Origin of the sequence: Salipiger sp. IMCC34102 (genome assembly GCF_004145405.1) — a bacterium.
GTDB lineage: Bacteria > Pseudomonadota > Alphaproteobacteria > Rhodobacterales > Rhodobacteraceae > Loktanella.
Map to the genome: position 1 here is coordinate 105,759 of NZ_SELQ01000007.1, position 23,289 is coordinate 129,047.

The window sequence follows — 23,289 nt, forward strand, 5'->3', positions numbered from 1 at the left end:
CTGTCAGGGTCTTGCCAAATCTCTACCAGTCGCGTTCCACGACCGGCGCGTAATCCATCGCGGAAAAACGCAGCATGTTGTTGTCAGCGCGGCCTGCAACAGGATCCATTCCCGCGCAAGCGGTCAGACCCATCACTGCAACCGCCACCATAAGTGCGGTACGCATCGTCTCTGCCTCATGTCAAATCCACCTCTTGCGGGCGGTGTCGTCACATTGGAAACACATCGGGGCAAAATTAAGGCAGCCCGCGCCTCAATTGTGGTAGAAATGGGGCGCACGGCGACAATAGACGGCTAACCCACTGAATTGAAAGATGAAAAGGCGACCCCAACGCGCCACCCCATTGTTTCCAAATCAGCGATAAACCTCGTCCTCGGTCGGAAACGCCCGGTCCTTGACGTCCTGCGCGTAGCGTTTCACCGAATCCTCGATCATCGGGCCGAGCTGGCCGTAGACCTTCACGAACTTGGGCGTCCAGGGATTGAGGCCCAGCATGTCCTCCAGCACCAGGATCTGTCCGTCGCAGCGCGCGGAGGCACCGATGCCGATGGTGGGAATCTCCACCGCCTCGGTGATCCGGTCGGCCAGGTCCTCGACCACGCCCTCGACCACGACCGCGAAGGCACCGGCCTCCGCCACGGCGCGGGCGTCGTCGATATGGACCTGCCACGCCGCCTCGTCCCGGCCCTGCACCTTGAAGCCGCCCATGGTGTTCACCGATTGCGGCGTGAGACCGACGTGGGCCATGACCGGAATGCCCCGGTCGGCGAGGAAGCGGATCGTCTCGGCCATGCGCGCGCCGCCTTCCAGCTTCACGGCACCGCAGCCGGTGTCTTTCATGATGCGCGCCGCGTTGCGAAACGCGACCGATGGCGATTCCTCGTAGGTCCCGAAGGGCATGTCCACCACGATCAGCGCCTGCTTCGTGCCCCGCACCACGGCCTTGCCGTGCATGATCATCAGATCGAGCGGCACGCCCACGGTGCTGTCCATCCCGTGCATCACCATGCCCAGACTGTCGCCGACGAGGATGAAGTCCGCGTACTTGTCGACGATGGCCGCCGTATGCGCGTGGTAGCTGGTGAGCGACACGATGGGCTCGCCCCCCTTGCGGGCCGCGATCTGCGGGGCGGTGGTGCGGCGGACCTGGGTCTGGCTGCTCATGGGGTGATCTCCTTCTGGTCGATCAGCAGGACCTCGCCGAAGCGGGCGCTGATCATGAGCCCCACGGGTCCCGTCGCGGGCCCATCGAGGGGGATGAACGTGTCGGCGGCGACGATGTCGAGTCCTTCGAGCGCGGCGCGCGCCTCCCGCGCCACCTCGGACCGGATCGTGGCCTCCGCCTCCTGCGCGGTGCCGCCGTCCCGCAGCACCTGCACACCTTGCGTCAGCGCCCGGTGCAGCACCGGCGCCGCCGCGCGGTCCTCTGCCGCAAGCCGCAGGTTGCGCGACGACAGCGCCAGGCCGTCCGCCGCCCGCACCGTGGGAACGCCGTGGATCGCGATGGGCACATGCAGGTCGGTCACCATCCGGCGGATCACGGCAAGCTGCTGGTAGTCCTTCTCGCCGAAGTAGGCGGCATCGGGCTGGACGATGTTGAAGAGCTTCGTCACCACGGTCGCCACGCCGCGGAAATGCCCGGGCCGCACGCCGCCGTGCAGGATGCGGGCCAGCCGCGTCGTCTCGACGATGGTCTCGGCGCCGTCCGGGTAGATCGCCGCGACGTCCGGCAGGAAGACCGCCGACACCCCCGCCGCGCGCAGCATCGCGATGTCCGCGTCTTCGGTACGGGGATAGGCGTCGAGGTCCGCCGCCTCTCCGAACTGGGTGGGATTGACGAAGATCGTGGCGACGACCGAAGGGTGATCCTTTGCCGCCCGCGCGACCAGCGCCATGTGACCGTCGTGCAGCGCGCCCATCGTCGTCACCAGCCCGACCGAGCCCGCGGCGCGCAGGTCCGCCACGGCGGCGCGGATCTCGGGGATGGTGCGGCAGATCTTCATGGGCGGCCCTCTTTGCGCCGAAGGTGTAGGCAGAGGTCGCCGCGGGAGCAAGCGGATCGGACGGGACCGAAGCGCGATGCGCGCAACGTCGCGGCGATCCTCCTGCGGCGCACGGCGGTCCTGCGAGTCGGACGGAAGAAGTCCGGGAATCCTGCGGCACGCGTCGTGCGAGAAGAGGCGCGCGTTCGCGTCGGTGGAGGGTGCGGGACGCCTCGCCGGCGGGGCGGATATTTTCAGAACAGAGATTGCCTCGCGCCGCGCGCGCCCCGCCGCCAGGAGGGGGGAAGCCTCCGGACCGGGGCGGTGGCGGTCCGGGATCCGCCGACGGGTCGGTTTTCGGCCATATTCGGTCGGATGGTTTGCGCGGGACGGCGCGGCGCCGGGCATGTAGGCTTTGCACAACATCAGCCCGAAGGATTGCGCCCATGCAGACCACCGTCAAAGCTCTTGTCATCGGCGGCGGCGCCGTGGGGACCTCGATCGCCTACCACCTCGCCAAGGCCGGGTGGAAAGACGTCATGCTGCTGGAGCGGGACGAGCTGACGAGCGGTAGCACCTGGCACGCGGCGGGGTTGCTGCCCTATTTCAACATGTCCTACGCCACGACCTGGATCCACGACCATTCGATCAAGCTCTACAAGACGCTGGAAGAGGAAACCGGCCTGAACGCGGGCTTCGCCGTCGTGGGCAACCTGCGGATGGCCGCCTCGAAGGAGCGGATGGACGAATACATGCTCTACGCCGCCACGGCAGAGACGGTGGGCGTGCCCTTTGAATGGCTGACCCCGAACCAGATCAAGGACCGCTACCCGCTGGTGCACACCGACGATCTGCACGGCGCGATCTTCCATCCCACCGACGGCTACATCAACCCCGCCGACGTCACCATGGCCATGGCCAAGGGCGCCCGCCAGCGCGGCGTGATGATCGAGCGCAAGTGGCAGGCCGATGCCTTCCACTGGACGGGCGAAGCCTGGGAGGTCACCTGCACCAAGATGATCGAGCGGGGCGGCAACCTGGTCCCCTCCGAAGAGCAGATCGTCATCACCGCAGAGCATGTCGTCACCGCCTCCGGCAACCACGCCCAGCGCACGGCCAAGATGCTGGGCATCAAGATCCCCGCGATCCCCGTCGAGCACCAGTTCGTCGTGACCGAGCCCGACAAGCGCCTGCAGGAGTGGCGCGCCGCCGGCAACCCCGAGCACCCGGTCCTGCGCGACGCCGATGGCAAGTGGTACGTCCGTGAAGAGCGCGGCGGCTGGATCCTCGGGCCGTATGAATACGGCGCCCCGGCCCGGTTCGAATACGGCGTCCCCGACAGCTTCCGCGCGGACCTGTTCCCGCTCGATCTCGACCGGATCGAGGAGGAATACATGTCCTTCATCCACCGCATCCCCTCGTCCGAAGAGGTCGGCCTGAAGGACGATTTCAACGGACCCATCTGCTACACCCCCGACGGCAACCCACTGGTCGGCCCCGCGCCCGGCCTGCGCAACATGTGGCTGGCCGAGGGCTTCAGCTTCGGCATCACCGCGGCGGGCGGCACCGGCCATTACCTTGCGCAGATGATGGTCGAAGGCGAGGCCGAGATCGACATGGCGAGCCTCGACCCCAAGCGCTACGGCGACTGGATGACCGTCGACTGGGCCAAGCGCAAGAACGAGGAAGCCTACGCCCACGTCTACATCCTGCACCACGCGGATGAAGAGCGTCCCGCCTGCCGCCCCCTGCGCACGGCCCCCTGCTACGACCGCATGAAGGCGCGCGGCGCGCAATTCGGCTGGGTCGGCGGATGGGAGCGCCCCAACTACTTCGGGCCCTTGGACGCGGACGACAACTTCGACCACGACAGCCGCTCCTTCGGACGCGGCGGCTGGTGGCAGCACGCCGTGGACGAGGCCCGCGCCATCCGCGAAGGCGTCGGGATGATCGACGCCACCGCCTTCGCCAAGCACCGGGTCTGGGGTCCGGGCGCCGCGGCCTTCCTCGACTGGTTCACCACCAACAAGCTGCCCAAGGTCGGCCGCATCAACCTGACCTACGCCCTGACCGAGGCCGGCACGACCCGCACCGAATACACCATCGTGCGGCTGGCCGAGGATGACTTCTACCTTGTCTCGGCGGGCGGGTGGCACGCCTACGACGAGGACTTCCTCAAGAAGGCCATCAAGGACAAGGAGCCGGAATTCGGCCGCATCAACTTCGAGGACGTCACGACCAAATGGGGCGTCTTCGCCGTCGCGGGCCCGAAGTCGCGCGAATTGCTGCGCTCGGTCATCTCCGACGCCGATCCCGACACGGCGCTGTCGAACAAGCGCTTCCCTTGGCTCTCCGCCCGGCAGATCGAACTGGGCATGTGCCCCGTCAACGCGATCCGCGTGGCCTATACCGGGGAACTGGGCTGGGAGCTGCACCACCCGATGGAGATGCAGAACTACCTCTTCGACCTGCTCGAAAAGGCGGGCGAACCGCTGGGGCTGAAACTGGTTGGCGCACGGGCGCAGAACTGGCTGCGGCAGGAGAAATCCTATCGCGCCTTCGGCACCGAGCTGGGCCGCGACGCCACCCCGCTGGAGGCTGACCTGCCGCGTTTCGTCGATCTGTCCAAGGACTTCCACGGCAAGGCGGCGATGGAGGAAAAGGGCATCCGGTCGAAATGCGTGACGCTCCTGATCGACGGCCCCGATGCCGCCGACCCCTGGGGCCGCGAGGCGATCTACGCGGGCGACACCAAGGTCGGCCGCCTGACCTCCGGCGGCTATTCGGTCGCCTTCGAGAAGAGCATCGCCATGGGCTACGTCGATCCCGCCCACGCCGAGGTCGGGACCAAGCTGAAGGTGCGGATGCAGCGCAAGCTCTGGGACGCCGAGATCGTCGAGGACAGCCCCTACGATCCCAGGAACGAGCGCATCCGCAAGGACGCCTGAACCGAGGCCTGGAATGCCGCCGGCGCTGGGGGCTCTGCCCCCGGCGCTGACGCGCCTCCCCCGGAGTTTATCTGGCCAGATGAAGGGGGATCGCCCTTCGGCAGGGGACGGGGGATCGGACGGCCGGCGTTAATCTTTCGTAAACCATCGGCTGCTTGACTGGTCCCGAACCATCGGAGACCGCGATGACATCCCTTGCCCATACCATTGCGCTCGACGGGGTCGAGGCGCGGCTGGTGGAGGTGCAATGCGCCATCACCCCCGGCGTGCCCGCCTTCGCGCTGGTGGGCCTGCCCGCGAAGGCCGTGACGGAATCGCGCGAACGGGTGCGGGCGGCGCTGACGGCGATGGCGGTGTCGCTGCCCAACGCGCGGATCACCATCAACCTCTCCCCCGCGGACATGCCGAAGGAAGGCGCGCACTTCGACCTGCCGATCGCGCTCGCGATCCTGGCCGCCATCGACATCGTCCCGAAGGAGGCCGTGGCGGAGACCGTCGCACTGGGGGAGTTGTCGCTCGACGGCAAGCTGATCGCGGTCCCCGGCGCCTTGCCCGCCGCCGTGGCCGCGGGCGAAAGCGGACGCTCGCTCACGGTTCCGGCGGCCAGCGGGGCGGAGGCGGCCTGGGTCGGCGACGTGAAGGTCTTCGCCCCCGCCAGCCTGCGCGATGCGATCGACCACCTGACGGGCCGCCAGCCGCTGGACCCCGCCCGCGCGGGAGAGGTCGCGGACATGGCGGCCCAGCCCTGCCTGTCGGATGTGAAGGGCCAGGAACGGGCAAAGCGCGCGCTGGAAATCGCCGCTGCCGGTCGCCACCACCTGCTGATGGTGGGGGCGCCGGGGTCGGGAAAGTCGATGCTGGCGGCGCGGCTGCCCGGCCTTCTGCCCGCGCTCAGCCCGGTGGAGGCGTTGGAGACCTCGATGATCCATTCGGTCGCGGGTCTCATCACCGACGGTGGCATCAACCGCGCCCGGCCGTTTCGCGAACCGCATCATACCGCCTCCAGCCCTTCCATCGTGGGCGGCGGGCGGCACGCCAAACCGGGGGAGATCAGCCTGGCGCACAACGGCGTGCTCTTCATGGACGAATTCCCGGAGTTTCCGCGCGGCGTGCTGGAAACCCTGCGGCAACCGGTAGAAACCGGCGAGGTCATGGTCGCGCGGGCGGACGCCCACGTGCGCTATCCTTGCCGCTTCATGCTGGTCGCCGCCGCGAACCCCTGCAGGTGCGGGTATCTGGGCGATGCCGCACGGTCCTGCGGACGCGCGCCCCTGTGCGGTGACGATTACATGGGACGCGTCTCCGGCCCGCTTCTGGACCGTTTCGATTTGCGGGTCGATGTGCCGCCGGTGGCCTACGCCGATCTCGACCGACCCGCCCGGTCAGAGACGTCAGAAGCGGTCGCAGCGCGCGTCGCCGCGGCCTACGCAAGACAGACCGAACGCTACGCAGGCGACACGGGCATCCGCTGCAATGCCGAGGCACGCGCCGACACCCTGGCCCGCGTCGCCACCCCCGACGATGCGGGCCGGGCCCTGTTGCAGACAGTGGCCGCGCGCTTCGGGCTGTCGGCGCGGGGCTATCACCGGGTCCTGCGGGTCGCCCGCACGATCGCGGATCTGGAAGGATCGGAGACCGTCCTGCGCCCACACGTGGCGGAAGCCGTCAGCTATCGCCAGTCCGAGGCGCAGACCCCCGCACCGCTCACCGTCGTCGCAGGCTAGGGCATCCGCGGGATGCCGCCTGCCTCAAGCTGGCGCGGCGGACGAGGCGGACGAGGCGGACGAGGCGGAAACGGCTGGATGGCATACCGCCGGTCAAGCCGTCCGCCCGCGCCTTGGCGCCCGGTCGCCCTGACCGACGCGCCCGCCTGATACGAAAGATCAGCCCTTGGCTTCGAGTGCCGCGATCCGGGCCTGAAGGGCCGCATTCTCCTCGCGGGCCTTCTGGGCCATCGCGCGCACGGCGTCGAACTCCTCGCGGGTGACGAAGTCGCGATCCGCCAGCCAGCGGTCCATCATCCCCGAGATCGCGTTGTTCGCCTCGTCCTTGGCCCCTTGGGCCACGCCCATCGCGTTGGTCATCAACTGGCTGATGTCGTCGAAAATCTTGCCACGCTGCTGCATGTCGTCCACTCCGTCCTTTGTGATCCCGACAGGATATGGGGCCGCACCCCCGCCTGCGCAAGCGGTTGACTTCCCCCCGCACCGGCCCGACAGATAGCGCCATGCTGGCCGCCATCTCCTTTCCCGACATCTCGCCCGAGCTTTTCTCGATCGACCTGTTCGGCACGACGCTCGCCCTGCGCTGGTATGCGCTGGGGTATATCGTGGGCATCGCCATCGGCTACCAGATGATCGCCCATGCCCTGCGCCGCCCCGCCCTGTGGCGCGACGCGCCGCCGATCGCGCCCGCGCGGCTCGAGGATTACCTGACCTACATCGTCATCGGCGTCATCGCGGGCGGACGCCTGGGCTACTGCCTGTTCTACCAACCCGGCTATTACCTCGCCAATCCGCTGGAGATTCCGGCGATCTGGACCGGCGGCATGTCCTTCCACGGCGGGTTCCTGGGCGTCGTGCTGGCGGTCTTCCTCTTCAGCCGCCGCAACGGCGTGTCCTTCGGGTCGATGGCCGACGTCACCTGCCTTGCCGCCACCCCCGCGATCCTGCTGGTGCGGCTGGCCAACTTCGTCAACGCAGAGCTTTGGGGCCGTCCCACCGACTTGCCCTGGGCCGTGATCTTTCCCGGAGAGGCCGCGCAATATTGCCCCGACGTGACCGGGCTTTGCGCGCGCCACCCCAGCCAGATCTACGAGGCCGCCCTCGAAGGCCTCCTGCTGGGGGCCGTGCTGATCTACCTTGCCTACCGCCGCGGTGCGTTGAAATCCCCCTGGCTGCTCACCGGCGTCTTCTGCGCGGGCTATACCGCGGCGCGCTTCGTGATCGAGTTCGTCCGCCAGCCCGACGCGCAGTTCCAGTCGCCCACCAATCCGCTGGGCTGGGCGCTGGATTTCGGCACCTGGGGGCTGACGATGGGGCAGATCCTGTCGATCCCGATGTTCCTCTTCGGATGCACCCTGATCTGGGCCGCCCGTCGATGAACTTGGCCGACAGGCTGCGCGCCCGCATCGCGAACGACGGCCCGATGCCGCTGTCCGATTACATGAGCGCCTGCCTGCTCGACCCCGCGGAGGGCTACTACGTCACCCGCGATCCCCTGGGGTCCGCGGGAGATTTCGTCACCGCCCCCGAGGTCAGCCAGATGTTCGGCGAACTGTTGGGCCTGTCGCTCGCGCAGGCCTGGCTCAACCAAGGCGCGCCCTCGCCCGTCACGCTCGCCGAACCCGGCCCGGGCCGCGGCACCCTGATGGCCGACATCCTGCGCGCGACCCGCGGCGTACCGGGCTTTCACGCCGCGGCCCAGGTCCACCTGGTCGAGGCCTCCCCCACCCTGCGCGCGGCCCAGGCCACCCGCGTGCCGCAGGCCACCTGGCACGACAGGCTTGACACCCTGCCGCAGCAGCCGCTTTTCCTGGTCGCCAACGAATTCTTCGACGCCCTTCCGATCCGCCAGTTCCAGCGCGACGGGACAAACTGGCGCGAGCGGGTGGTGGGCCTGCGCGACGATCGGCTGACGCTGGGCCTCACCGATCCGACGCCCCATGCGACGCTGGCGCACCGGCTGGCGGACACCCGCGACGGCGACATCGTCGAGATCTGCCCCACCCTCGCCCCCGCGGCATCGGCCATCGGAGAGCGGATCTCGGCCCACGGCGGGGCGGCCCTGATCATCGACTACGGTGACTGGACCAGCCTGGGCGACACCTTCCAGGCGGTGCAGGGCCACAGGATCGTCGACCCCTTCGCCGACCCCGGTCAGGCGGACCTCACGGCGCATGTCGATTTCAACGCACTCGCCGCGGCTGCCGCCCCCGCGCGCCACAGCCGGGTGACGCCGCAGGGGGTCTTTCTCGAACGGCTGGGCATCACCGCCCGCGCGCAGGCCCTGGCGGGCCGGCTGACGGGGTCCGCGCAAGAGGCGCTCGTCGCCGCCCATCGCCGCTTGACCCATCCCGCCGAGATGGGCGACCATTTCAAGGTGATGGGGTTGTTCCCGGATACCCAGGCCCCGCCCCCCGGAGTGATGCAATGACCCTTGCGCCGATCACCCACCCGGACCTCGACGGCGTCCGCCACGGGTTCTTCACCCGGCAAGGCGGCGCCTCGTCGGGCATCTACGCCACGCTCAACTGCGGCCGCGGCAGCGCCGACCAGTCCGAGATCGTGGCCATCAACCGCGGCCGCGTCGCGGCCCACATGGGCGTCGATCCCGACTGGCTCGTCGGCGCCTACCAGGTGCATTCCGCCGATGTGGTGCATGTCACTGGCCCCCTGCCCGACCCGCCGCGCGCCGATGGACTGGTCACGGCGACCCGCGGCGTGGCGCTGTCGGTGCTGACCGCCGACTGCCAGCCGGTGCTCTTCGCCGACCGCGAGGCGGGCGTCATCGGCGCGACCCACGCGGGCTGGAAGGGCGCGCTGTCGGGCGTGCTGACCCGCACGGTCGAGGCGATGGAGGCGCTCGGCGCCCGGCCCGGGCGCATCGCCGCCGTGATCGGCCCCACGATCAGCCAGCGCGCCTACGAGGTCGGTCCGGAGTTCATGGAGGACTTCCTGGCCGAAGACCCCGATCGCGCGCGCTATTTCGCGCAAGGCGAAGGCGACCGCTACCAGTTCGACCTGCCCCGCTACGGGCTGGACCGGCTGCGCGACGCGGGCATCATCGACCCCGCCTGGACACGGCATTGCACCTACGCAGACGCCGATCGGTTCTTCAGCTACCGCCGCGCGACTCACGCGCAGAACGCGGATTACGGACGACAGATCTCGGCGATCGTCCTGGATTAGGGCGGTTTCTGGACGCGGCCCGGCCCGTTTCCCGCCCCAACTCGCGCGGCGCGCCGGCCCTTGGAACGGCGGATCGCGCATAGTTACCAGAAATGATTGACTATTGCGGATGACCGGCGGCCTGCCGCATTTCCCTTCCCCAGCGCCCCACCACGACTGTATCTTTTTCGGAAACGGTCAAATTCCTGCCAGATGGCAGGGCAAAGCTGTCCTCATACACCGCCGAATATCGGCAGAGCAGAACCTGAGGACACCAACCATGAGCAAACGCTGGATCGAGAAAACCACCGAAGCCGCCGCCAAACCGACCCCGGCCCCGTGGGAGCGTGGCGCCAGGCGTGCGGCGATGATCGCCAAGCGCCTCGACCAGGATCGCCGCGCGGCGAAGATCTCCCTCGCCCCGCTGCCCGAAGGCCTGTGCCTTTCGGCCTGAGCCCCTCTCATTCCCGATGGCCGGTGTTCCGCCCCGGCCCCCTGCCCCGCACCGCCGCCCCTGGCCGTGCGGGGATCTTTTTTGCCCGCCACCGGTCGGGCCCTAGCGGCGAGGCCCTAGTCCACCCCCTCCATGAACTCCGCCGCGAGCGCATCGACCACGGCGCAGAGCGCCTCCCGCGGGTCCGCCCCCGCCTCTTTGCGCGCCGCGCGCAGCGCCCGCTGCCGGTCGGCCGAACTGCCCTGGCTTGCGATGTCGCGCGCGGCTTCCGCCTCGGCCCGGCAGCCCAGCGCATCCAGATCCCCAGACAGCAGCACCAGCAACTCCTCGACCAGATCGGCGAAAGGCACGATCCGCTTCGCACCGCTGTCGATCAGCCCTTCCTTCACGCCGTAACGCTGCGCGCGCCAGCGGTTCTCGGCCACCACCAGGGGATCGGTCTCGCGCCAGGGATCGCCACCTTCGGTCCGGCGCCACAGCATCCGCACCAGCGCCTGGGTCAAGGCAGCCAGCGTCAGCGTATCCTCCAGCCGGGGCGAGACATCGCAGATCCGCGCCTCGAGCGTCGGGAACCCGGCAGAAGGACGCAGGTCCCACCAGATCTTCGAGGCATCGTCGATCACCCCAAGCTCGGTCAGCGCCGCGACCCGCGACCGGTACTCGGCCCAGCTCTCCATCCGGGGCGGCAGACCCGTGCGCGGCATCGAATCGAAGATCGTCATGCGGTAGCTGGCCAGCCCCGTGTCGCGCCCCTGCCAGAACGGCGAGGACGTGGACAGCGCCAGCAGGTGCGGCAGGAAATAGCTGAGCTGATTCATCAGCGCGATGCGCCGGTCCTCGTCCTCCAGCCCGACGTGGACATGCATGCCGCCGATCAGCATCCGCCGCGCGACGGCACCCAGATCGTCATCCAGCTGATTATAGCGCGGCTTGTCGGTGCGGCCCTGCTGCTTCCAGTCGGCGAAGGGATGGCAGGACGCCGCGATGGGCTTCAGACCGTAGCCTTCCGCAAGGCGCGCCACGCTGCGCCGCATCGCGCCCAGATCGTCCCGCGCCTCGGCGATGGTCGCACAGATCCCGGTGCCTACCTCGACCTGGCAATTCAGGAACTCGGAGCTAACCCGATCGCCCAGTTCCGCCTCCAACTCGGTCATCAGCGCATCGGGGGTCGCGACCAGTTCGCGGCTTTGCGCGTCGGTCAGCAGGTATTCCTCCTCGATCCCGATGGTGAAGGCGGGCACCTGGGTCATCGGCAAGCTCCAACTCGTGATTCGCGCCGCACCGCGCCTGGGGGGAGCGGGCAGTATCGGCCCGAACGCCCGCGCGATCCATCCCGATCCCTTGTCGGTGAGGCGGATCGTGGCAAAATTCTCCGCCCGTCTGCGGGACTTGGCCTGAACCCGCCGCCGCAAGGCCGCCCCACCAGACAAACCTTACACGGCAAACCGGGGGTGCGGCGCACCCGCGGCGAGCTCCGCTTAATGCACCTCTCCCCCGTAGCCCGGTCTTACCCGAGCTGGCCGAGGTCGATATCGGCCCAGATGCGGGTGCCGCCATCGGGGCGCGCCTCGGTCCGGACCTTGCAGTCCAGGCTGATGGCCACCTGGCGGACGATCCGGCTGCCCAGCCCGCCACCGTCGGGCCAGTCGATCCCCTCCGGCAGGCCAAGGCCGTCGTCGCTGACCTCGATCCGCAACGTATCGTCGTCCCGCATTTCCATCGTCAGATCGACCGTGCCCGTCTCCCGCCCCGTGAAGGCGTGTTTGAGCGCATTGGTCAGGATTTCCGAGACCAGGAACCCGATCTGCGTCGCGATTTCGGGCGAGGCTTCGCAAGACACGGTCTGGACATTGACCCGGATCCCCTGGCGTCCGTCCAGGTGTCCGATGGTGCTGGCGACCCGGCTGACGTAGGCGCCCAATGCGACGTTGGCGTCGCCGTTGTCGCGCCCCGACATCTCCTCGTAGAGAAGCTGCAACGTCTCGATCCGGCGCGAAAGGGTGCCGAAGTCCGCCTGCGGAGATTCCTCGCGGGCCTGCAGGCGGATCATGCTGACGATCATGGACAGGTGATTCTTGACCCGGTGCTGCAACTCGCGCAACGCGACTAGGGTTTCCTCCCGCTCGGGGTTGGGTTTCTTGCCCCCGCCGCCGATCCGCTTCTGGATACCGATGAAGTAGGATACGTTTCCCTCGTCATCCGTCAGCGGCGACAGCACCAGCCGATTCCAGAAGGCCTCCCCGTCGGCGCGGTAGTTCAGAAGGTCGACCGACAGCTCCTTGCTGTTGTCGACCGCGTCGCGGATCAGGCGCACCGCTTCGGGATCGGTATCGGCGCCTTGCAGGAAACGGCAGTTCCGCCCGATCGCGGCGGCACGGGAATAGCCCGTGATCCGCTCGAACGCGGTGTTGAGGTAGATGATCGGGTTGTCGGGAAGATTCGGATTGGTCAGCACGACGGCCACGTCATCGCCCATCGAGCGTGCCATGTTCTCCGCCTCGGTCATCGAGCCTTCAATAGTCGAACCGGCTTCGTTCATCCCGAACCTCATACTCTAACGAATGCGTCAGATGACATATCGTCGCGCGGGTGGCCACCGCCCGTAACGCGACACGATGTCCCGCTAGGTAAACACTGAATGAAGACTATCCTAGATCAAACCAGATCAGGCGTCACGTTTCAGGCGCGCCTCCAGCACGTCGAAGGGCACGCCCGGTTCATCCTTCGCGCCCCGGATCACCAGCGAGGTCTTCACGCTCGCCACGTTGGGCGCGCTGGTCAACTCCTCCGTCAGGAAGCGCTGGAAGGTCCGCAGATCGGGGGCCACGCACTTGAGGATGAAATCCACCTCGCCGTTGAGCATGTGGCACTCGCGCACCAGCGGCCAGCCTTCGCAGCGCGCCTCGAAGGCGGCGAGGTCCGCTTCCGCCTGGCTTTGCAGCCCGACCATGGCGAAGACCTGGACCTCGAACCCCAGTTCGCGCGGGTCGACGTCCGCGTGATAGCCGCGGATGTAGCCCTGCTCTTCCAGCGTGCGCACCCGGCGCAGGCACGGCGGCGCGCTGATGCCCACCCGCTTGGCCAGTTCGACGTTGGTCATCCGCCCGTCGGCCTGCAGTTGCGCCAGAATCATCCGGTCGATCTCGTCCAGCTTTGCACCGGGCATTCGGGTTTTCTCCAAAGGTTTCGTATTTTCCTACGCCAACCCGCCAGCCTGCGCAACAATGTTTCACACTTGCGCAACTATGCGAAACGCGTTCCGCCTTTCGCCAGGCCGCGCCAGCCCCTATATCGGTGCCCACCAGACAAGAGGCCCCCATGTCCCAGACCCGTCACACCCGGCTGCTCATCGTCGGTTCCGGCCCCGCCGGTTACTCCGCCGGCGTCTATGCCGCCCGCGCCATGCTGGAACCGATGCTGATCCAGGGGATCGAGCCCGGCGGCCAGCTGACCACCACCACCGAAGTCGAGAACTGGCCCGGCGACACCGAGGTGCAGGGCCCCGACCTGATGGTCCGGATGGAGACCCACGCCCGCGCCATGGGCACCGAGATCGTGCATGACATCGTCTCGGACCTGGACCTGTCGAAACGCCCCTTTACCGCCACCTGCGACAGCGGTGCCGTCGTCACCGCCGACGCCGTGATCCTCGCGACCGGCGCCCGCGCCAAGTGGCTGGGCCTGCCGTCGGAAGAGGCGTTCAAGGGGTTCGGCGTCTCGGCTTGCGCCACCTGCGACGGCTTCTTCTATCGCGGGCAGGAGATCGTCGTCGTGGGCGGCGGCAATACGGCGGTGGAAGAGGCGCTGTTCCTCACCAACTTCGCCTCGAAGGTCACGCTGGTGCACCGCCGCGACGAACTTCGGGCAGAGGCGATTCTGCAGCAGCGCCTTCTGAAGAACCCCAAGATCGAGACCCTCTGGCACCACGAGATCGACGAGATCCTCGGCACCGACCAGCCCAAGGGCGTCGAATCGGTCCGGCTCAGGAACGTGCAGACGGGCGAGACGACCGAACTGCCCGCGAAGGGCGTCTTCGTCGCGATCGGTCACGCGCCGGCCTCCGAACTGGTGAAGGACCAGCTGGAGTTGCACCACGGCGGCTACGTGAAGGTCGAGCCGGGCAGCACCCGCACCGCGATCCCGGGCGTCTTCGCCGCGGGCGATCTGACCGACCACGTCTACCGCCAGGCCGTCACCAGCGCGGGCATGGGCTGCATGGCCGCCCTCGACGCCGAACGCTTCCTGGCCGAGCACGACCAGGCCCCCCGCGACGAGGTCACGCTTCCGCTTGGCTACGGCGCGGAAGAGCCCGCCGAGTAACCCCGACGTGGTCGGTCCCCTGGGGCCGATGCCTTCGGCGGGAGCATTCTTTAAAAAAACGAGGAGGGCCGGTCGCCATGAGGCACCGGCCTTCCCTCGTTCGAACGAACCCCAGGGCTTCTTTGGATTGAAAATACTTGCCCCGCCGGCGAGGCGTCCCGCACCCTCCACCCGCGGGGCGCCGCCCGCTGACGCGCCGAGTGTCGCAAATTTGCCGATAGTCCGCCTCGGGCAAAGTTTGTTCTTTCGTGAACAGACTTTTTGGGCCAAGCAGCGTTCACGCTTGAACAGACCCGAATCGCCGTACCCGTGACCTTTTCGAAACCCGCCCCCATGACCGATGCCGAAGAGCGGCTCTTTCGCCTGCTCCGCCAGCTCGACCGGTCGCCATCCGCCAGCCAGCGCGAAACGGCGGCGGCGGTGGGCGTGTCGCTGGGTCGGCTCAACGCGCAGATCAAGCAGGCCATCGCGGACGGCTTCGTCAGCCTGTCCGACCGGACCGGCGCCGACCGGCGCAGCCGGGTGGCCTATGCGCTGACCCACAAGGGGGCCGCGTTGAAGGCGCGCCTCAGCGACCGTTTCCTCGCGCGCAAGTTCGCGGAATACCAGACCCTCCACGCAGAGCTGACCGGACCCGCCGGCGGCACCTATTCCACCCTCAACAGGATCTCTCCCATGGAAAACAACCTCGCCCCGATCCCGGAGCTCTACGTCAGCCACGACAGCGCGCAGAAGATGAAGCACGACGCAGGCGAGCTCGTCAGCCACGACCTGACCCCGCGCCAGATCTGCGACCTCGAACTGCTGATGAACGGCGGCTTCAACCCGCTGAAGGGCTTTCTGTCCGAGAAGGACTACGACGGCGTGGTCGAGAACATGCGCCTCGCCGACGGCACCCTGTGGCCCATGCCCATCACGCTCGACGTCTCCGAGGACTTCGCGGCCGGCATCGAGACCGGCCAGGACATCGCCCTGCGCGACCAGGAAGGCGTGATCCTCGCCACCATGACCGTCACCGACAAGTGGGAGCCCAACAAGGCCCGCGAGGCCGAGAAGGTCTTCGGCGCCGACGACGACGCGCACCCGGCGGTGAACTACCTGCACAACCAGGCGGGCAAGATCTACCTCGGCGGTCCCGTGACCGGCATCCAGCAGCCCGTGCACTACGACTTCCGCGCCCGCCGCGACACGCCCAACGAGCTGCGCGCTTACTTCCGCAAGCTGGGCTGGCGCAAGGTCGTGGCGTTCCAGACCCGCAATCCCCTGCACCGCGCCCACCAGGAGCTGACCTTCCGCGCCGCCAAGGAAGCGCAGGCCAACCTGCTGATCCACCCCGTCGTCGGCCTGACGAAGCCCGGCGATGTCGATCACTTCACCCGCGTGCGCTGCTACGAGGCGGTCCTCGACCAATACCAGCCCTCCACCACCACCATGTCCCTGCTGAACCTCGCCATGCGCATGGCCGGCCCGCGCGAGGCGGTCTGGCACGGACTGATCCGCCGCAACCACGGCTGCACCCACTTCATCGTCGGCCGCGACCACGCCGGCCCGGGCAAGAACTCCGCCGGTGAGGACTTCTACGGCCCCTACGATGCGCAGGACCTCTTCCGCGAGCACCAGGAAGAGATGGGCATCGAGATGGTGGACTTCAAACACATGGTCTACGTCCAGGAACGCGCCCAGTACGAGCCCGCCGACGAGATCGCGGACAAGGACGAGGTCACGATCCTGAACATCTCGGGCACCGAACTGCGCCGCCGTCTGCAGGAGGGGCTGGAGATCCCCGAATGGTTCTCCTTCCCGCAGGTCGTCGAAGAGCTGCGCCGCACCAAGCCCGCGCGCTCCAAGCAAGGCTTCACCGTGTTCTTCACCGGCTACTCCGGCTCGGGCAAGTCCACCATCGCCAACGCCCTGATGGTGAAGCTGATGGAAATGGGCGGCCGTCCCGTGACGCTGCTGGACGGTGACATCGTGCGCAAGAACCTCAGCTCGGAGCTGGGCTTCTCGAAGGAGCACCGCGACCTGAACATCCGCCGGATCGGCTACGTCGCCTCCGAGATCACCAAGAACGGCGGCATCGCGATCTGCGCGCCCATCGCGCCCTACGCCACCACCCGCCGCGCCGTGCGGCAGGACATCGAAGACTTCGGCGCCTTCATCGAGGTCCACGTCGCGACCTCTCTGGAGGAATGCGAGCGCCGCGACCGCAAGGGGCTCTACAAGCTGGCCCGTGAAGGCAAGATCAAGGAATTCACCGGAATTTCGGACCCCTACGACGCCCCCGTAAATCCCGAACTGCGCGTGGACACCGAAGGCCAGGAGGTGGACAATTGCGCCCACCAGGTGATCCTCAAGCTCGAAGCGATGGGCCTCATCAAGGCCTGAGGGCCTGCATCGGGAACCGCAGAAAAGGCCGGGCCCCGCGCCCGGCCTTTTCGCGTGGCACTTTGCGGCGCGACATCCGGCGCGGGCAGGTCTGGCAGTGCTTTGCAACCTTAGGTAAATGGTGCCTTAATAGGGCCGCGCTTCAGGCCGCATTCTGACGCCATCCCCTGCGATACGGACCGGTGGCGGGGCCTGTCCTGCCGCAACGCGATCCGATCGGAGACCACTCATGCGGATTCTTGCCGTCGACGACGATCCGATCATCCTCGAGCTTCTGGCCTCGCCGATGTATCTGGGATCGGACCACGACGTGACCTGTGCCGGCTCCGCCGCCGAGGCGGTCGACGAGCTCGACGCGACCGAAGCCACCTTCGATTCGATCCTGCTCGATATCGACATGCCGGTGCGCAACGGCATCGACCTCTGCGCGGAGATCCGGCAAAGGCCGCCCTACGCCACGACCCCGATCCTGATGATCACCGCCACGCGCGAGGCAGAGACGATGCAGCGCGCCTATTCGGCCGGTGCGACCGATTTCATCTCCAAGCCGCTGGACGGGGTCGAGGTGGGCGCGCGTATCTCGCTTGCGACCATGCTGAACGACAGTCTCGCCCGCGAGCGCCAGATGCGCGCCGCCTTCGACCGGCTACAGAAATACGTGGCCGCGGGCTTCGATCACCGCACGGCCTCCGTCCAAGCCGGCCCGCTGGCGCTGATGGCGCTGCAGAACCGCCTGCTGCATCTCGAACCGGGGGTGCATGCGCTGTCGATGTTCAGCGTTCATTTCGCAGCCCTCGCGGAGTTCGAGGAAAGCCCCCAGGGCGGTGATCTTCTGCGTCGGATCGCGCGGATCGGGGCGGCGACCACCTCGGTGCTGGCCTACCCCACCTCGACGCTGGCCTACGCCGGGCGCGGCCTGTTCCTGGGCGTGACCTTCGGCCGCCGCCGCGAGGTGCTGGACGTGGTCCAGAAAAAGGCCGCCGCGGCGATCCGGAAGATGTGGGCCGAACACGACCTGCCCGATCCGGTGCCCGTGCCGGTCTGCGACACGGTGTCGAACATGGGGGTCTGGACCGGGCGCGACGCCTCGGAAGAGCTGGAAAGCTACGCCTGCCGCACCATCCCCGACTTCACCGCGATCGGCCCCCGCAGGCACGTCGGCGACGCGTTCTCGGGCTTCTAAATCCTTCGAAGACGACAAGACCCGGATCACGCGGGATCCGGGTCTTGTCGTTCTTGGTCGCCAGGCCGAACCGATCACGTGAAGGATCAGTGCAGGGCCACCAGCTGCATGTGGTGTTCGTCCGCCAGGTGGCTCGCCAGGCCTTCGCTCGCGACCAGCGCGACTTGCTCACCCTTGGTGTTGTGCACGGCGAACAGCGTCTCGAGCTCGCCCGCCTGCTCGCGCACCTCGTCCGGAAGATCGGAGGTCGCGACCGGCTTGAGATACACGATGTTCTGGCCCAGATCGGCAAAATCTTTCTTCGTAAACATGCTCTACCCTTTCGAGATCTCTATGTTCTTCACAACGCGTTCGGCCGGTCTGCGGTTCAGATCGATGTGCAGAAGCCCGTTTTCCATGCTCGCCTTCCCCACTTCGACCCCGTCGGCCAGCACGAAGGCGCGCTGGAAGGGCCGGCCCGCGATGCCGCGGTGCAGATACTCCCGCTCGGGGGTGTCGGTGGGCAGACGGCCGCGCACGGTCAGCGTCGAGTCCTCGACCGTGATCGACAGGTCCGGCGCACCGAACCCCGCCACCGCCAGCGTCACGCGGTAGCTGCCCTTCGAGGTCTGCTCGATGTTGTAGGGGGGATATCCGTCGGTTCCGGTCTTGGCGGTGCGTTCGACCAGGCGTTCCAGCCCGTCGAAGCCCAGCAGGAACGGATGGGTCCCCAAAGCCATTTTCGTCATGCGACACGTCCTTGTTTCAAGCGACATAGCCAATGCGGCCCCGCTTTCGGCGACCACACCGGAAATATGGGGGTGCGGGCGGCGTCGCGCAAGAGCCTAGGCGCAGGTCCCGAAACCCTGTAAGAGACCCTCGATCCCAAGGTTTGGTGCCATGAATTCCTCCCCGCAACTGTCCGACATCGAAGTGCTCACGATCGAATTGCGCGTGCTGCGGCAGGAACATCACGACCTCGACCTGGCGATCACAGCCCTGCAGATGACCCATCCCGGCGACGTGCTGACGATCAGCCGGCTCAAGCGCAAGAAGCTGGGGCTGAAGGACCGCATCGCCCGGATCGAGGATACGGTGAACCCCGACATCATCGCCTGACACCGCGCGGCGCCCGGCCTTTCGAGCCGCGCCGCCCCGATCGACTCGTCCCCGCAAGCACCGCGGCGCCTTGCCCCCGCGCCGCCCGCCCCTATAGTGCCGCGCGCAACCGTTCGGAGCGTGCGATGCCTGATCCCCTCGTCGGCCTCATCATGGGCAGCCAGTCCGACTGGCCCACCATGCGCGAGGCCGCCCAAATCCTGGACACCCTGGGCATCCCCCATGAGCCGCGCATCGTCTCGGCCCACCGCACGCCGGACCGGCTGTGGGACTACGGCAAGACCGCCGTCGAACGCGGGCTGCAGGTCATCATCGCGGGCGCGGGCGGGGCCGCCCACCTGCCCGGCATGATGGCCTCCAAGACGCGGGTGCCGGTGATCGGCGTGCCGATCCAGACCAAGGCGCTGTCGGGCGTCGACAGCCTCTACTCGATCCTGCAGATGCCGCGCGGCTTTCCGGTTGCCACCATGGCCATCGGCGCCGCCGGGGCGCAGAACGCGGGCCTCATGGCCGCCGGGATCCTCGCCTTGCAGGACCCCGCACTTGCCGCACGTCTCGACCAATGGCGAAGCGATCTCGCCGCCTCCATCCCTGAGGTGCCCGAAGATGACTGAACCCCTCGCCCCCGGCGCCACGATCGGCATCCTCGGCGGTGGCCAGCTGGGCCGCATGCTGTCCGTCGCCGCCAGCCGCTTGGGCTTCAAGACCTGCATCTTCGAACCCGCGGGCGATTGCCCGGCCTCCCACGTCGCCAATTTCCACCTGAAGGCGGACTACGACGATACCGACGCATTGACGCAATTTGCGCAATCGGTCGACGTCATCACCTACGAGTTCGAGAACATCCCGACGGGGGCCCTCGACACGCTCGAAGCCCTAAAGCCCATCCACCCAAACCGCCGCGCGCTCGCCACCTCGCAGGACCGGCTGACGGAAAAGACCTTCCTGCGCGATCTCGGCCTGACCACGGCGCCCTTCGCGGAGGTGACCGACCGGGACAGCCTCGATGCGGCGCTGAGGGACATCGGCACCCCCTCGATCCTGAAGACCCGCCGCATGGGCTACGACGGCAAGGGCCAGGCGCGCCTGTCCGCGCCAGATGACGCCACCGGCGCGCTCGCCGCGATGGAGGGCGCGCCGGCCCTGCTCGAAGGCTTCGTCGACTTCCAGCGCGAGGTTTCGGTCATCGCCGCGCGCGGGACGGACGGCTCCGTCGCCTGCTTCGACCCGGCGGAGAACGTCCACCAAGGCGGCATCCTGCACACCTCCACCGTGCCCGCGACGCTAAGCGCCTCCCAGCGCACCGACGCGGTGCTGATCGCCGCACGCATCCTCAACGCGCTGGACTATGTCGGCGTGCTGGGGGTCGAGCTTTTCGTCACCCCGGGCGCCCTGGTGGTAAACGAGATCGCGCCGCGCGTGCACAATTCCGGCCACTGGACCCAATCGGGCTGCGCCGTGGACCAGTTCGAACAGCACATCCGCGCCGTCGCGGGCTGGCCGCTGGGCGACGGGTCGCGTCATTCGGACGTGGTGATGGAGAACCTGATCGGGGACGACATGGACCGGGTCGCGGACCTTGCGAAGGAGCCCGTCTCGCTGCATCTCTACGGCAAGGGCGAGGCCCGCCCCGGTCGCAAGATGGGCCACGTCAACCGCGTCACCGGACCCGCTGCCCGCTGAAACCGACCGGCGCGCGGTGCGGTTAAGGTATTGTTAAAATTGACATAATATAATTCGCATGCGAAACATCACGGCCGAGGTATCCGGCCGCGGCGATCAATCCCGCCCCAGCAGGACGCCCGTGAAACTCAGCCCCCGGTCGAAGGCGCCATTCTCGAGGAACGCCACGACCTGCGCCATGACCAGCGGATTGTTCATCATGAAGGTATGGGTCACCGGCAGCACCAAGTGATCGGCCATTCCGTCCAGCCTGGTCGATTCGACGCTGACCTTGCCGTCGTCCGGCCCGTCGATGACCGAGGAATAAACCGGGTTCAGGCTGGCGTCGCCTGCGATGATGCCGAGCTCGTAGCCGTCGACGCCCGCCAGGCGATTGGGAAAACTGCTGTCCTCGGTGCCCAGCTGCTCTCCGGCGGGGCCGTTGATCCACTCGAACGGCTCCCAGTCGCCAAAGACGTCGACCAGCGCCGTGCCGGCGTTGGGCGGGGCCAGCATGACCACGCGGCCCATCCGCGCGGGCCGGTTCTCCGCTAGCCAGGTCCGCACGAGGATTCCGCCCAGCGAATGGGTGACGAAGTTCACCGTCCGATCGCCGCAGCGCGCGACGTCCTGCCCGACGTTGTCGTCCACCAGTTCCTGGATCGTCTCCTCGGTCGACGGGTAGCCGCGGTTGACGACGAAATAGCCCCGGTTCTCCAAGTAGATCTGCATCGGCGTGAGCGAGATCTCGCTGCGCGCCAGACCGTGCAGAAGCACGACGCAATCCGTCTCGGGATTGGCCAGGGCGGGCCCTCCTTTCGCACAGGCGGTCAAGGTCAGGCACAGGATGAAGGCGAGCGCACGCATGATCAAGGATCTATACCGTTTCCGGTCCGACGCAATCGGCTTGCGCCGCATGACGTGGGGGTTCACACTCATGTCATGGCCCGCCCCCCTCGCCTTGCCGTCCGCGCGGTGATCGTCCACGACGCCCGACTGCTGCTGGTGAACGCCTATAAGGATCGGTCCGACCTGTGGTGCGCCCCCGGCGGCGGGGTGGAGCCGCACAGCTCCCTGCACGACAACCTGGCCCGCGAGGTGTCCGAGGAGACGGGCCTTCGCATCTCGATCGAAGAGCCCTGCCTGGTCAACGAGTTCCACGATCCCGACGGGGACTACCACCAGGTCGACCTTTACTTTCGCTGCACAGTCGCAGACGCCCGCATCGATCCCGCCTGGCGCGATCCCGAAGGTGTCGTGCACAATCGCCGCTGGGTCACCCGGGAAGAGGTCGCGGACCTGCGGGTCAAACCCGACGCCCTGGCGCGGGTGGCCTTCGACGGGGAGAGCGGGGTCTACGATCCGTTGGAGCCGATCGTGAGGTAGCAGGGGGCTCTGCCCCCGCCCCTGCGGGGCTCCCCCGGAGTTTATCTGGCCAGATGAAGGATCGGGGCCGCGCCCTGTCCCTAGCGCCGGAACGACAGGGCGATCCCGCCGAGGACGAGGACGGCGCTTACGCCGAGGCGCAGGGTGAGCGGTTCCGACAGCAGGACCGCGCCGCCCGCGACGGCGATGAGCGGAACGCTCAACTGGGCCGTCGCCGCCGTCGTCGTGGCGAGCCGGGGCAGAAGCCTGTACCAGAGCGCATAGCCCAGCCCCGACGTCAGCCCGCCGGAGACGAGGGCCGCCGCGACCGCGGGGGTGCCGAGCGCGCCGATCCCGCCGCTCGCCCAGAGGGCCGCGGCGACGACCGGCAGGCAGAGGGTGAAATTCGCGGCGGAGGTCGCGCGCGGGTCGCGGGCGCCCTGCCCCAGCAGCGTGTAGCCCGCCCAGCCCAGGCCCGCCGCGATCATCGCGAGCGCGGGGAGAAGCGGCACGGTGACGGCGCCCGATGGCCAGAGCAGCAGGACGAGCCCCGCCAGGGCCACGGCGCTGCCCGCCCAGCGCGCGGGGCCGATCCGGGCACCGCGCCACAGGGCCCAGCCGAACATACCCAGTTGCACGCAGCCGAAAAGGATCAGCGCGCCGAGGCCCGCGTCGAGCGCGAGGTAGGCCCAGGAGAAGCCGATCATGTAGGTGGCGAGGGTCGCGGCCCCGGCAAGACGCGCGCGAAGCCGGCCACCGGTCGCCGCGAAACAGCGGCGGGGGCCCGAGAGGGCAAGCAGGACGGCGGCCCCGGCGGCGACGCGAAGCGTGGCGAAGGTCAGCGGGGCCATCCCCTGCCCCGCCACGGCGTAGCGGTTCAGAACCGAGTTCGCGGCGAAGGCGATCATGGTGAAGGCGACGAGCAGGCCGAGCCGCAGATTGCGCGCGTGACGGGTCATCTCGCCCGTGCCCGCGCGCGCAGGCGCGCGGCACGACTTCGGC

24 protein-coding genes are annotated in these 23,289 nt (G+C 68.0%); 13 read left to right on the forward strand and 11 right to left on the reverse strand.

Annotated elements, in window-relative coordinates; translation table 11 throughout:
- Window positions 1–22: 22 nt before the first annotated feature.
- The 3 genes from EU805_RS17485 to panC form a co-directional block, all read right to left on the reverse strand.
- Window positions 23–166 carry a hypothetical protein gene (locus EU805_RS17485; RefSeq protein WP_165351961.1) on the reverse strand — a complete coding sequence of 48 codons (144 nt, stop codon included), beginning with the start codon at window positions 164–166 and terminating at the stop codon, window positions 23–25.
- A gap of 189 nt (window positions 167–355) precedes the next feature.
- Complete coding sequence (gene panB, locus EU805_RS14320) at window positions 356–1,165, reverse strand: 3-methyl-2-oxobutanoate hydroxymethyltransferase (RefSeq protein WP_129764673.1); 810 nt, start codon at window positions 1,163–1,165, stop codon at window positions 356–358.
- Window positions 1,162–2,004, reverse strand: a complete 843-nt coding sequence (gene panC / locus EU805_RS14325; protein WP_129764674.1) for a pantoate--beta-alanine ligase — start codon at window positions 2,002–2,004, stop codon at window positions 1,162–1,164. Before panC ends, panB begins: the two co-directional genes overlap by 4 nt.
- A gap of 425 nt (window positions 2,005–2,429) precedes the next feature.
- Between panC and EU805_RS14330 the strand changes: the two genes are divergently transcribed.
- Together EU805_RS14330 and EU805_RS14335 are read left to right on the forward strand one after the other, a co-directional pair.
- The gene (locus tag EU805_RS14330; protein ID WP_129764675.1) at window positions 2,430–4,931 is read left to right on the forward strand and encodes an FAD-dependent oxidoreductase; all 2,502 of its coding nucleotides are present in this window, start codon (window positions 2,430–2,432) and stop codon (window positions 4,929–4,931) included.
- Between the two features lie 185 nt (window positions 4,932–5,116).
- Complete coding sequence (locus tag EU805_RS14335) at window positions 5,117–6,655, forward strand: YifB family Mg chelatase-like AAA ATPase (protein WP_129764676.1); 1,539 nt, start codon at window positions 5,117–5,119, stop codon at window positions 6,653–6,655.
- 159 nt (window positions 6,656–6,814) lie between these two features.
- Here the strand turns inward: EU805_RS14335 and EU805_RS14340 are convergent, their stop codons facing one another.
- On the reverse strand, window positions 6,815–7,057 hold the full coding sequence (locus EU805_RS14340; RefSeq protein ID WP_129764711.1) for an accessory factor UbiK family protein: 243 nt from the start codon (window positions 7,055–7,057) through the stop codon (window positions 6,815–6,817).
- 101 nt (window positions 7,058–7,158) lie between these two features.
- On the opposite strand from EU805_RS14340, the gene lgt reads away from it, so the two are divergent.
- The 4 genes from lgt to EU805_RS17490 all read left to right on the forward strand — a co-directional run bounded on the left by lgt (window position 7,159) and on the right by EU805_RS17490 (window position 10,274).
- Entirely contained in the window at window positions 7,159–8,034 is an 876-nt protein-coding gene (lgt, locus tag EU805_RS14345; protein ID WP_129764677.1) for a prolipoprotein diacylglyceryl transferase, read from the forward strand.
- Window positions 8,031–9,086, forward strand: coding sequence for a class I SAM-dependent methyltransferase (locus EU805_RS14350; protein WP_129764678.1), 1,056 nt, complete (start codon window positions 8,031–8,033; stop codon window positions 9,084–9,086). The genes lgt and EU805_RS14350 overlap by 4 nt, the downstream gene beginning before the upstream one ends.
- Window positions 9,083–9,841 (forward strand): peptidoglycan editing factor PgeF, encoded by a 759-nt coding sequence (gene pgeF, locus EU805_RS14355; RefSeq protein WP_129764679.1) that lies wholly within the window; start codon window positions 9,083–9,085, stop codon window positions 9,839–9,841. The genes EU805_RS14350 and pgeF overlap by 4 nt, the downstream gene beginning before the upstream one ends.
- 259 nt (window positions 9,842–10,100) lie before the next feature.
- Entirely contained in the window at window positions 10,101–10,274 is a 174-nt protein-coding gene (locus EU805_RS17490; protein ID WP_165351955.1) for a hypothetical protein, read from the forward strand.
- 116 nt (window positions 10,275–10,390) lie between these two features.
- Here the strand turns inward: EU805_RS17490 and EU805_RS14360 are convergent, their stop codons facing one another.
- From EU805_RS14360 to EU805_RS14370, 3 genes are all read right to left on the reverse strand, one after another.
- Window positions 10,391–11,524 carry a carboxylate-amine ligase gene (locus EU805_RS14360; protein WP_129764680.1) on the reverse strand — a complete coding sequence of 378 codons (1,134 nt, stop codon included), beginning with the start codon at window positions 11,522–11,524 and terminating at the stop codon, window positions 10,391–10,393.
- 257 nt (window positions 11,525–11,781) lie between these two features.
- Window positions 11,782–12,813, reverse strand: a complete 1,032-nt coding sequence (locus tag EU805_RS14365) for a PAS domain-containing protein (RefSeq protein ID WP_165351962.1) — start codon at window positions 12,811–12,813, stop codon at window positions 11,782–11,784.
- A 126-nt stretch (window positions 12,814–12,939) separates the two neighbouring features.
- Complete coding sequence (locus tag EU805_RS14370; RefSeq protein WP_129764682.1) at window positions 12,940–13,440, reverse strand: Lrp/AsnC family transcriptional regulator; 501 nt, start codon at window positions 13,438–13,440, stop codon at window positions 12,940–12,942.
- Window positions 13,441–13,592: 152 nt separating this feature from the next.
- On the opposite strand from EU805_RS14370, the gene trxB reads away from it, so the two are divergent.
- The 3 genes from trxB (at window position 13,593) to EU805_RS14385 (ending at window position 18,162) form a co-directional block, all read left to right on the forward strand.
- Complete coding sequence (gene trxB / locus EU805_RS14375; protein WP_129764683.1) at window positions 13,593–14,594, forward strand: thioredoxin-disulfide reductase; 1,002 nt, start codon at window positions 13,593–13,595, stop codon at window positions 14,592–14,594.
- A 333-nt stretch (window positions 14,595–14,927) separates the two neighbouring features.
- Window positions 14,928–16,979 (forward strand): bifunctional sulfate adenylyltransferase/adenylylsulfate kinase, encoded by a 2,052-nt coding sequence (locus EU805_RS14380; protein WP_129764684.1) that lies wholly within the window; start codon window positions 14,928–14,930, stop codon window positions 16,977–16,979.
- A gap of 229 nt (window positions 16,980–17,208) precedes the next feature.
- Window positions 17,209–18,162, forward strand: a complete 954-nt coding sequence (locus EU805_RS14385) for a response regulator (protein ID WP_129764685.1) — start codon at window positions 17,209–17,211, stop codon at window positions 18,160–18,162.
- Window positions 18,163–18,248: 86 nt separating this feature from the next.
- On the opposite strand, the gene EU805_RS14390 is transcribed toward EU805_RS14385, so the two are convergent.
- Together EU805_RS14390 and EU805_RS14395 are read right to left on the reverse strand one after the other, a co-directional pair.
- Window positions 18,249–18,473 carry a DUF1150 family protein gene (locus EU805_RS14390; protein WP_129764686.1) on the reverse strand — a complete coding sequence of 75 codons (225 nt, stop codon included), beginning with the start codon at window positions 18,471–18,473 and terminating at the stop codon, window positions 18,249–18,251.
- Window positions 18,474–18,476: 3 nt separating this feature from the next.
- Window positions 18,477–18,890, reverse strand: coding sequence for an Hsp20 family protein (locus EU805_RS14395; RefSeq protein WP_129764687.1), 414 nt, complete (start codon window positions 18,888–18,890; stop codon window positions 18,477–18,479).
- Between the two features lie 151 nt (window positions 18,891–19,041).
- Between EU805_RS14395 and EU805_RS14400 the strand changes: the two genes are divergently transcribed.
- The 3 genes from EU805_RS14400 (at window position 19,042) to EU805_RS14410 (ending at window position 20,943) form a co-directional block, all read left to right on the forward strand.
- On the forward strand, window positions 19,042–19,260 hold the full coding sequence (locus tag EU805_RS14400) for a YdcH family protein (RefSeq protein ID WP_129764688.1): 219 nt from the start codon (window positions 19,042–19,044) through the stop codon (window positions 19,258–19,260).
- Between the two features lie 125 nt (window positions 19,261–19,385).
- Window positions 19,386–19,874: a 5-(carboxyamino)imidazole ribonucleotide mutase gene (gene purE / locus EU805_RS14405; protein WP_129764689.1), complete on the forward strand. Its 489-nt coding sequence runs from the start codon at window positions 19,386–19,388 to the stop codon at window positions 19,872–19,874.
- Complete coding sequence (locus tag EU805_RS14410; RefSeq protein ID WP_129764690.1) at window positions 19,867–20,943, forward strand: 5-(carboxyamino)imidazole ribonucleotide synthase; 1,077 nt, start codon at window positions 19,867–19,869, stop codon at window positions 20,941–20,943. The genes purE and EU805_RS14410 overlap by 8 nt, the downstream gene beginning before the upstream one ends.
- Window positions 20,944–21,039: 96 nt before the next feature.
- On the opposite strand, the gene EU805_RS14415 is transcribed toward EU805_RS14410, so the two are convergent.
- Window positions 21,040–21,789, reverse strand: a complete 750-nt coding sequence (locus EU805_RS14415; RefSeq protein WP_129764691.1) for an alpha/beta fold hydrolase — start codon at window positions 21,787–21,789, stop codon at window positions 21,040–21,042.
- Window positions 21,790–21,864: 75 nt separating this feature from the next.
- On the opposite strand from EU805_RS14415, the gene EU805_RS14420 reads away from it, so the two are divergent.
- Window positions 21,865–22,308 carry an NUDIX domain-containing protein gene (locus EU805_RS14420; protein WP_129764692.1) on the forward strand — a complete coding sequence of 148 codons (444 nt, stop codon included), beginning with the start codon at window positions 21,865–21,867 and terminating at the stop codon, window positions 22,306–22,308.
- An 80-nt stretch (window positions 22,309–22,388) separates the two neighbouring features.
- Here the strand turns inward: EU805_RS14420 and EU805_RS14425 are convergent, their stop codons facing one another.
- A complete protein-coding gene (locus EU805_RS14425) occupies window positions 22,389–23,246 on the reverse strand; it encodes a DMT family transporter (RefSeq protein ID WP_242494178.1) in 858 nt (285 codons plus the stop codon).
- Window positions 23,247–23,289: the final 43 nt, after the last annotated feature.

Coding starts and splice junctions, on each gene's coding strand:
- EU805_RS14370 (WP_129764682.1), bottom strand. CDS start 13,440: ATGCCCGGTGCAAAGCTGGACGAGATCGACCGGATGATTCTGGCGCAA.
- trxB (WP_129764683.1), top strand. CDS start 13,593: ATGTCCCAGACCCGTCACACCCGGCTGCTCATCGTCGGTTCCGGCCCC.
- EU805_RS14390 (WP_129764686.1), bottom strand. CDS start 18,473: ATGTTTACGAAGAAAGATTTTGCCGATCTGGGCCAGAACATCGTGTAT.
- EU805_RS14400 (WP_129764688.1), top strand. CDS start 19,042: ATGAATTCCTCCCCGCAACTGTCCGACATCGAAGTGCTCACGATCGAA.
- purE (WP_129764689.1), top strand. CDS start 19,386: ATGCCTGATCCCCTCGTCGGCCTCATCATGGGCAGCCAGTCCGACTGG.
- EU805_RS14425 (WP_242494178.1), bottom strand. CDS start 23,246: ATGACCCGTCACGCGCGCAATCTGCGGCTCGGCCTGCTCGTCGCCTTC.
- lgt (WP_129764677.1), top strand. CDS start 7,159: ATGCTGGCCGCCATCTCCTTTCCCGACATCTCGCCCGAGCTTTTCTCG.
- EU805_RS14340 (WP_129764711.1), bottom strand. CDS start 7,057: ATGCAGCAGCGTGGCAAGATTTTCGACGACATCAGCCAGTTGATGACC.
- EU805_RS14365 (WP_165351962.1), bottom strand. CDS start 12,813: ATGAACGAAGCCGGTTCGACTATTGAAGGCTCGATGACCGAGGCGGAG.
- EU805_RS14360 (WP_129764680.1), bottom strand. CDS start 11,524: ATGACCCAGGTGCCCGCCTTCACCATCGGGATCGAGGAGGAATACCTG.
- EU805_RS14330 (WP_129764675.1), top strand. CDS start 2,430: ATGCAGACCACCGTCAAAGCTCTTGTCATCGGCGGCGGCGCCGTGGGG.
- EU805_RS14350 (WP_129764678.1), top strand. CDS start 8,031: ATGAACTTGGCCGACAGGCTGCGCGCCCGCATCGCGAACGACGGCCCG.
- EU805_RS14395 (WP_129764687.1), bottom strand. CDS start 18,890: ATGACGAAAATGGCTTTGGGGACCCATCCGTTCCTGCTGGGCTTCGAC.
- EU805_RS14410 (WP_129764690.1), top strand. CDS start 19,867: ATGACTGAACCCCTCGCCCCCGGCGCCACGATCGGCATCCTCGGCGGT.
- EU805_RS14385 (WP_129764685.1), top strand. CDS start 17,209: ATGCGGATTCTTGCCGTCGACGACGATCCGATCATCCTCGAGCTTCTG.
- panC (WP_129764674.1), bottom strand. CDS start 2,004: ATGAAGATCTGCCGCACCATCCCCGAGATCCGCGCCGCCGTGGCGGAC.
- EU805_RS14420 (WP_129764692.1), top strand. CDS start 21,865: ATGGCCCGCCCCCCTCGCCTTGCCGTCCGCGCGGTGATCGTCCACGAC.
- EU805_RS14335 (WP_129764676.1), top strand. CDS start 5,117: ATGACATCCCTTGCCCATACCATTGCGCTCGACGGGGTCGAGGCGCGG.
- EU805_RS17485 (WP_165351961.1), bottom strand. CDS start 166: ATGCGTACCGCACTTATGGTGGCGGTTGCAGTGATGGGTCTGACCGCT.
- EU805_RS17490 (WP_165351955.1), top strand. CDS start 10,101: ATGAGCAAACGCTGGATCGAGAAAACCACCGAAGCCGCCGCCAAACCG.
- pgeF (WP_129764679.1), top strand. CDS start 9,083: ATGACCCTTGCGCCGATCACCCACCCGGACCTCGACGGCGTCCGCCAC.
- EU805_RS14415 (WP_129764691.1), bottom strand. CDS start 21,789: ATGCGTGCGCTCGCCTTCATCCTGTGCCTGACCTTGACCGCCTGTGCG.
- panB (WP_129764673.1), bottom strand. CDS start 1,165: ATGAGCAGCCAGACCCAGGTCCGCCGCACCACCGCCCCGCAGATCGCG.
- EU805_RS14380 (WP_129764684.1), top strand. CDS start 14,928: ATGACCGATGCCGAAGAGCGGCTCTTTCGCCTGCTCCGCCAGCTCGAC.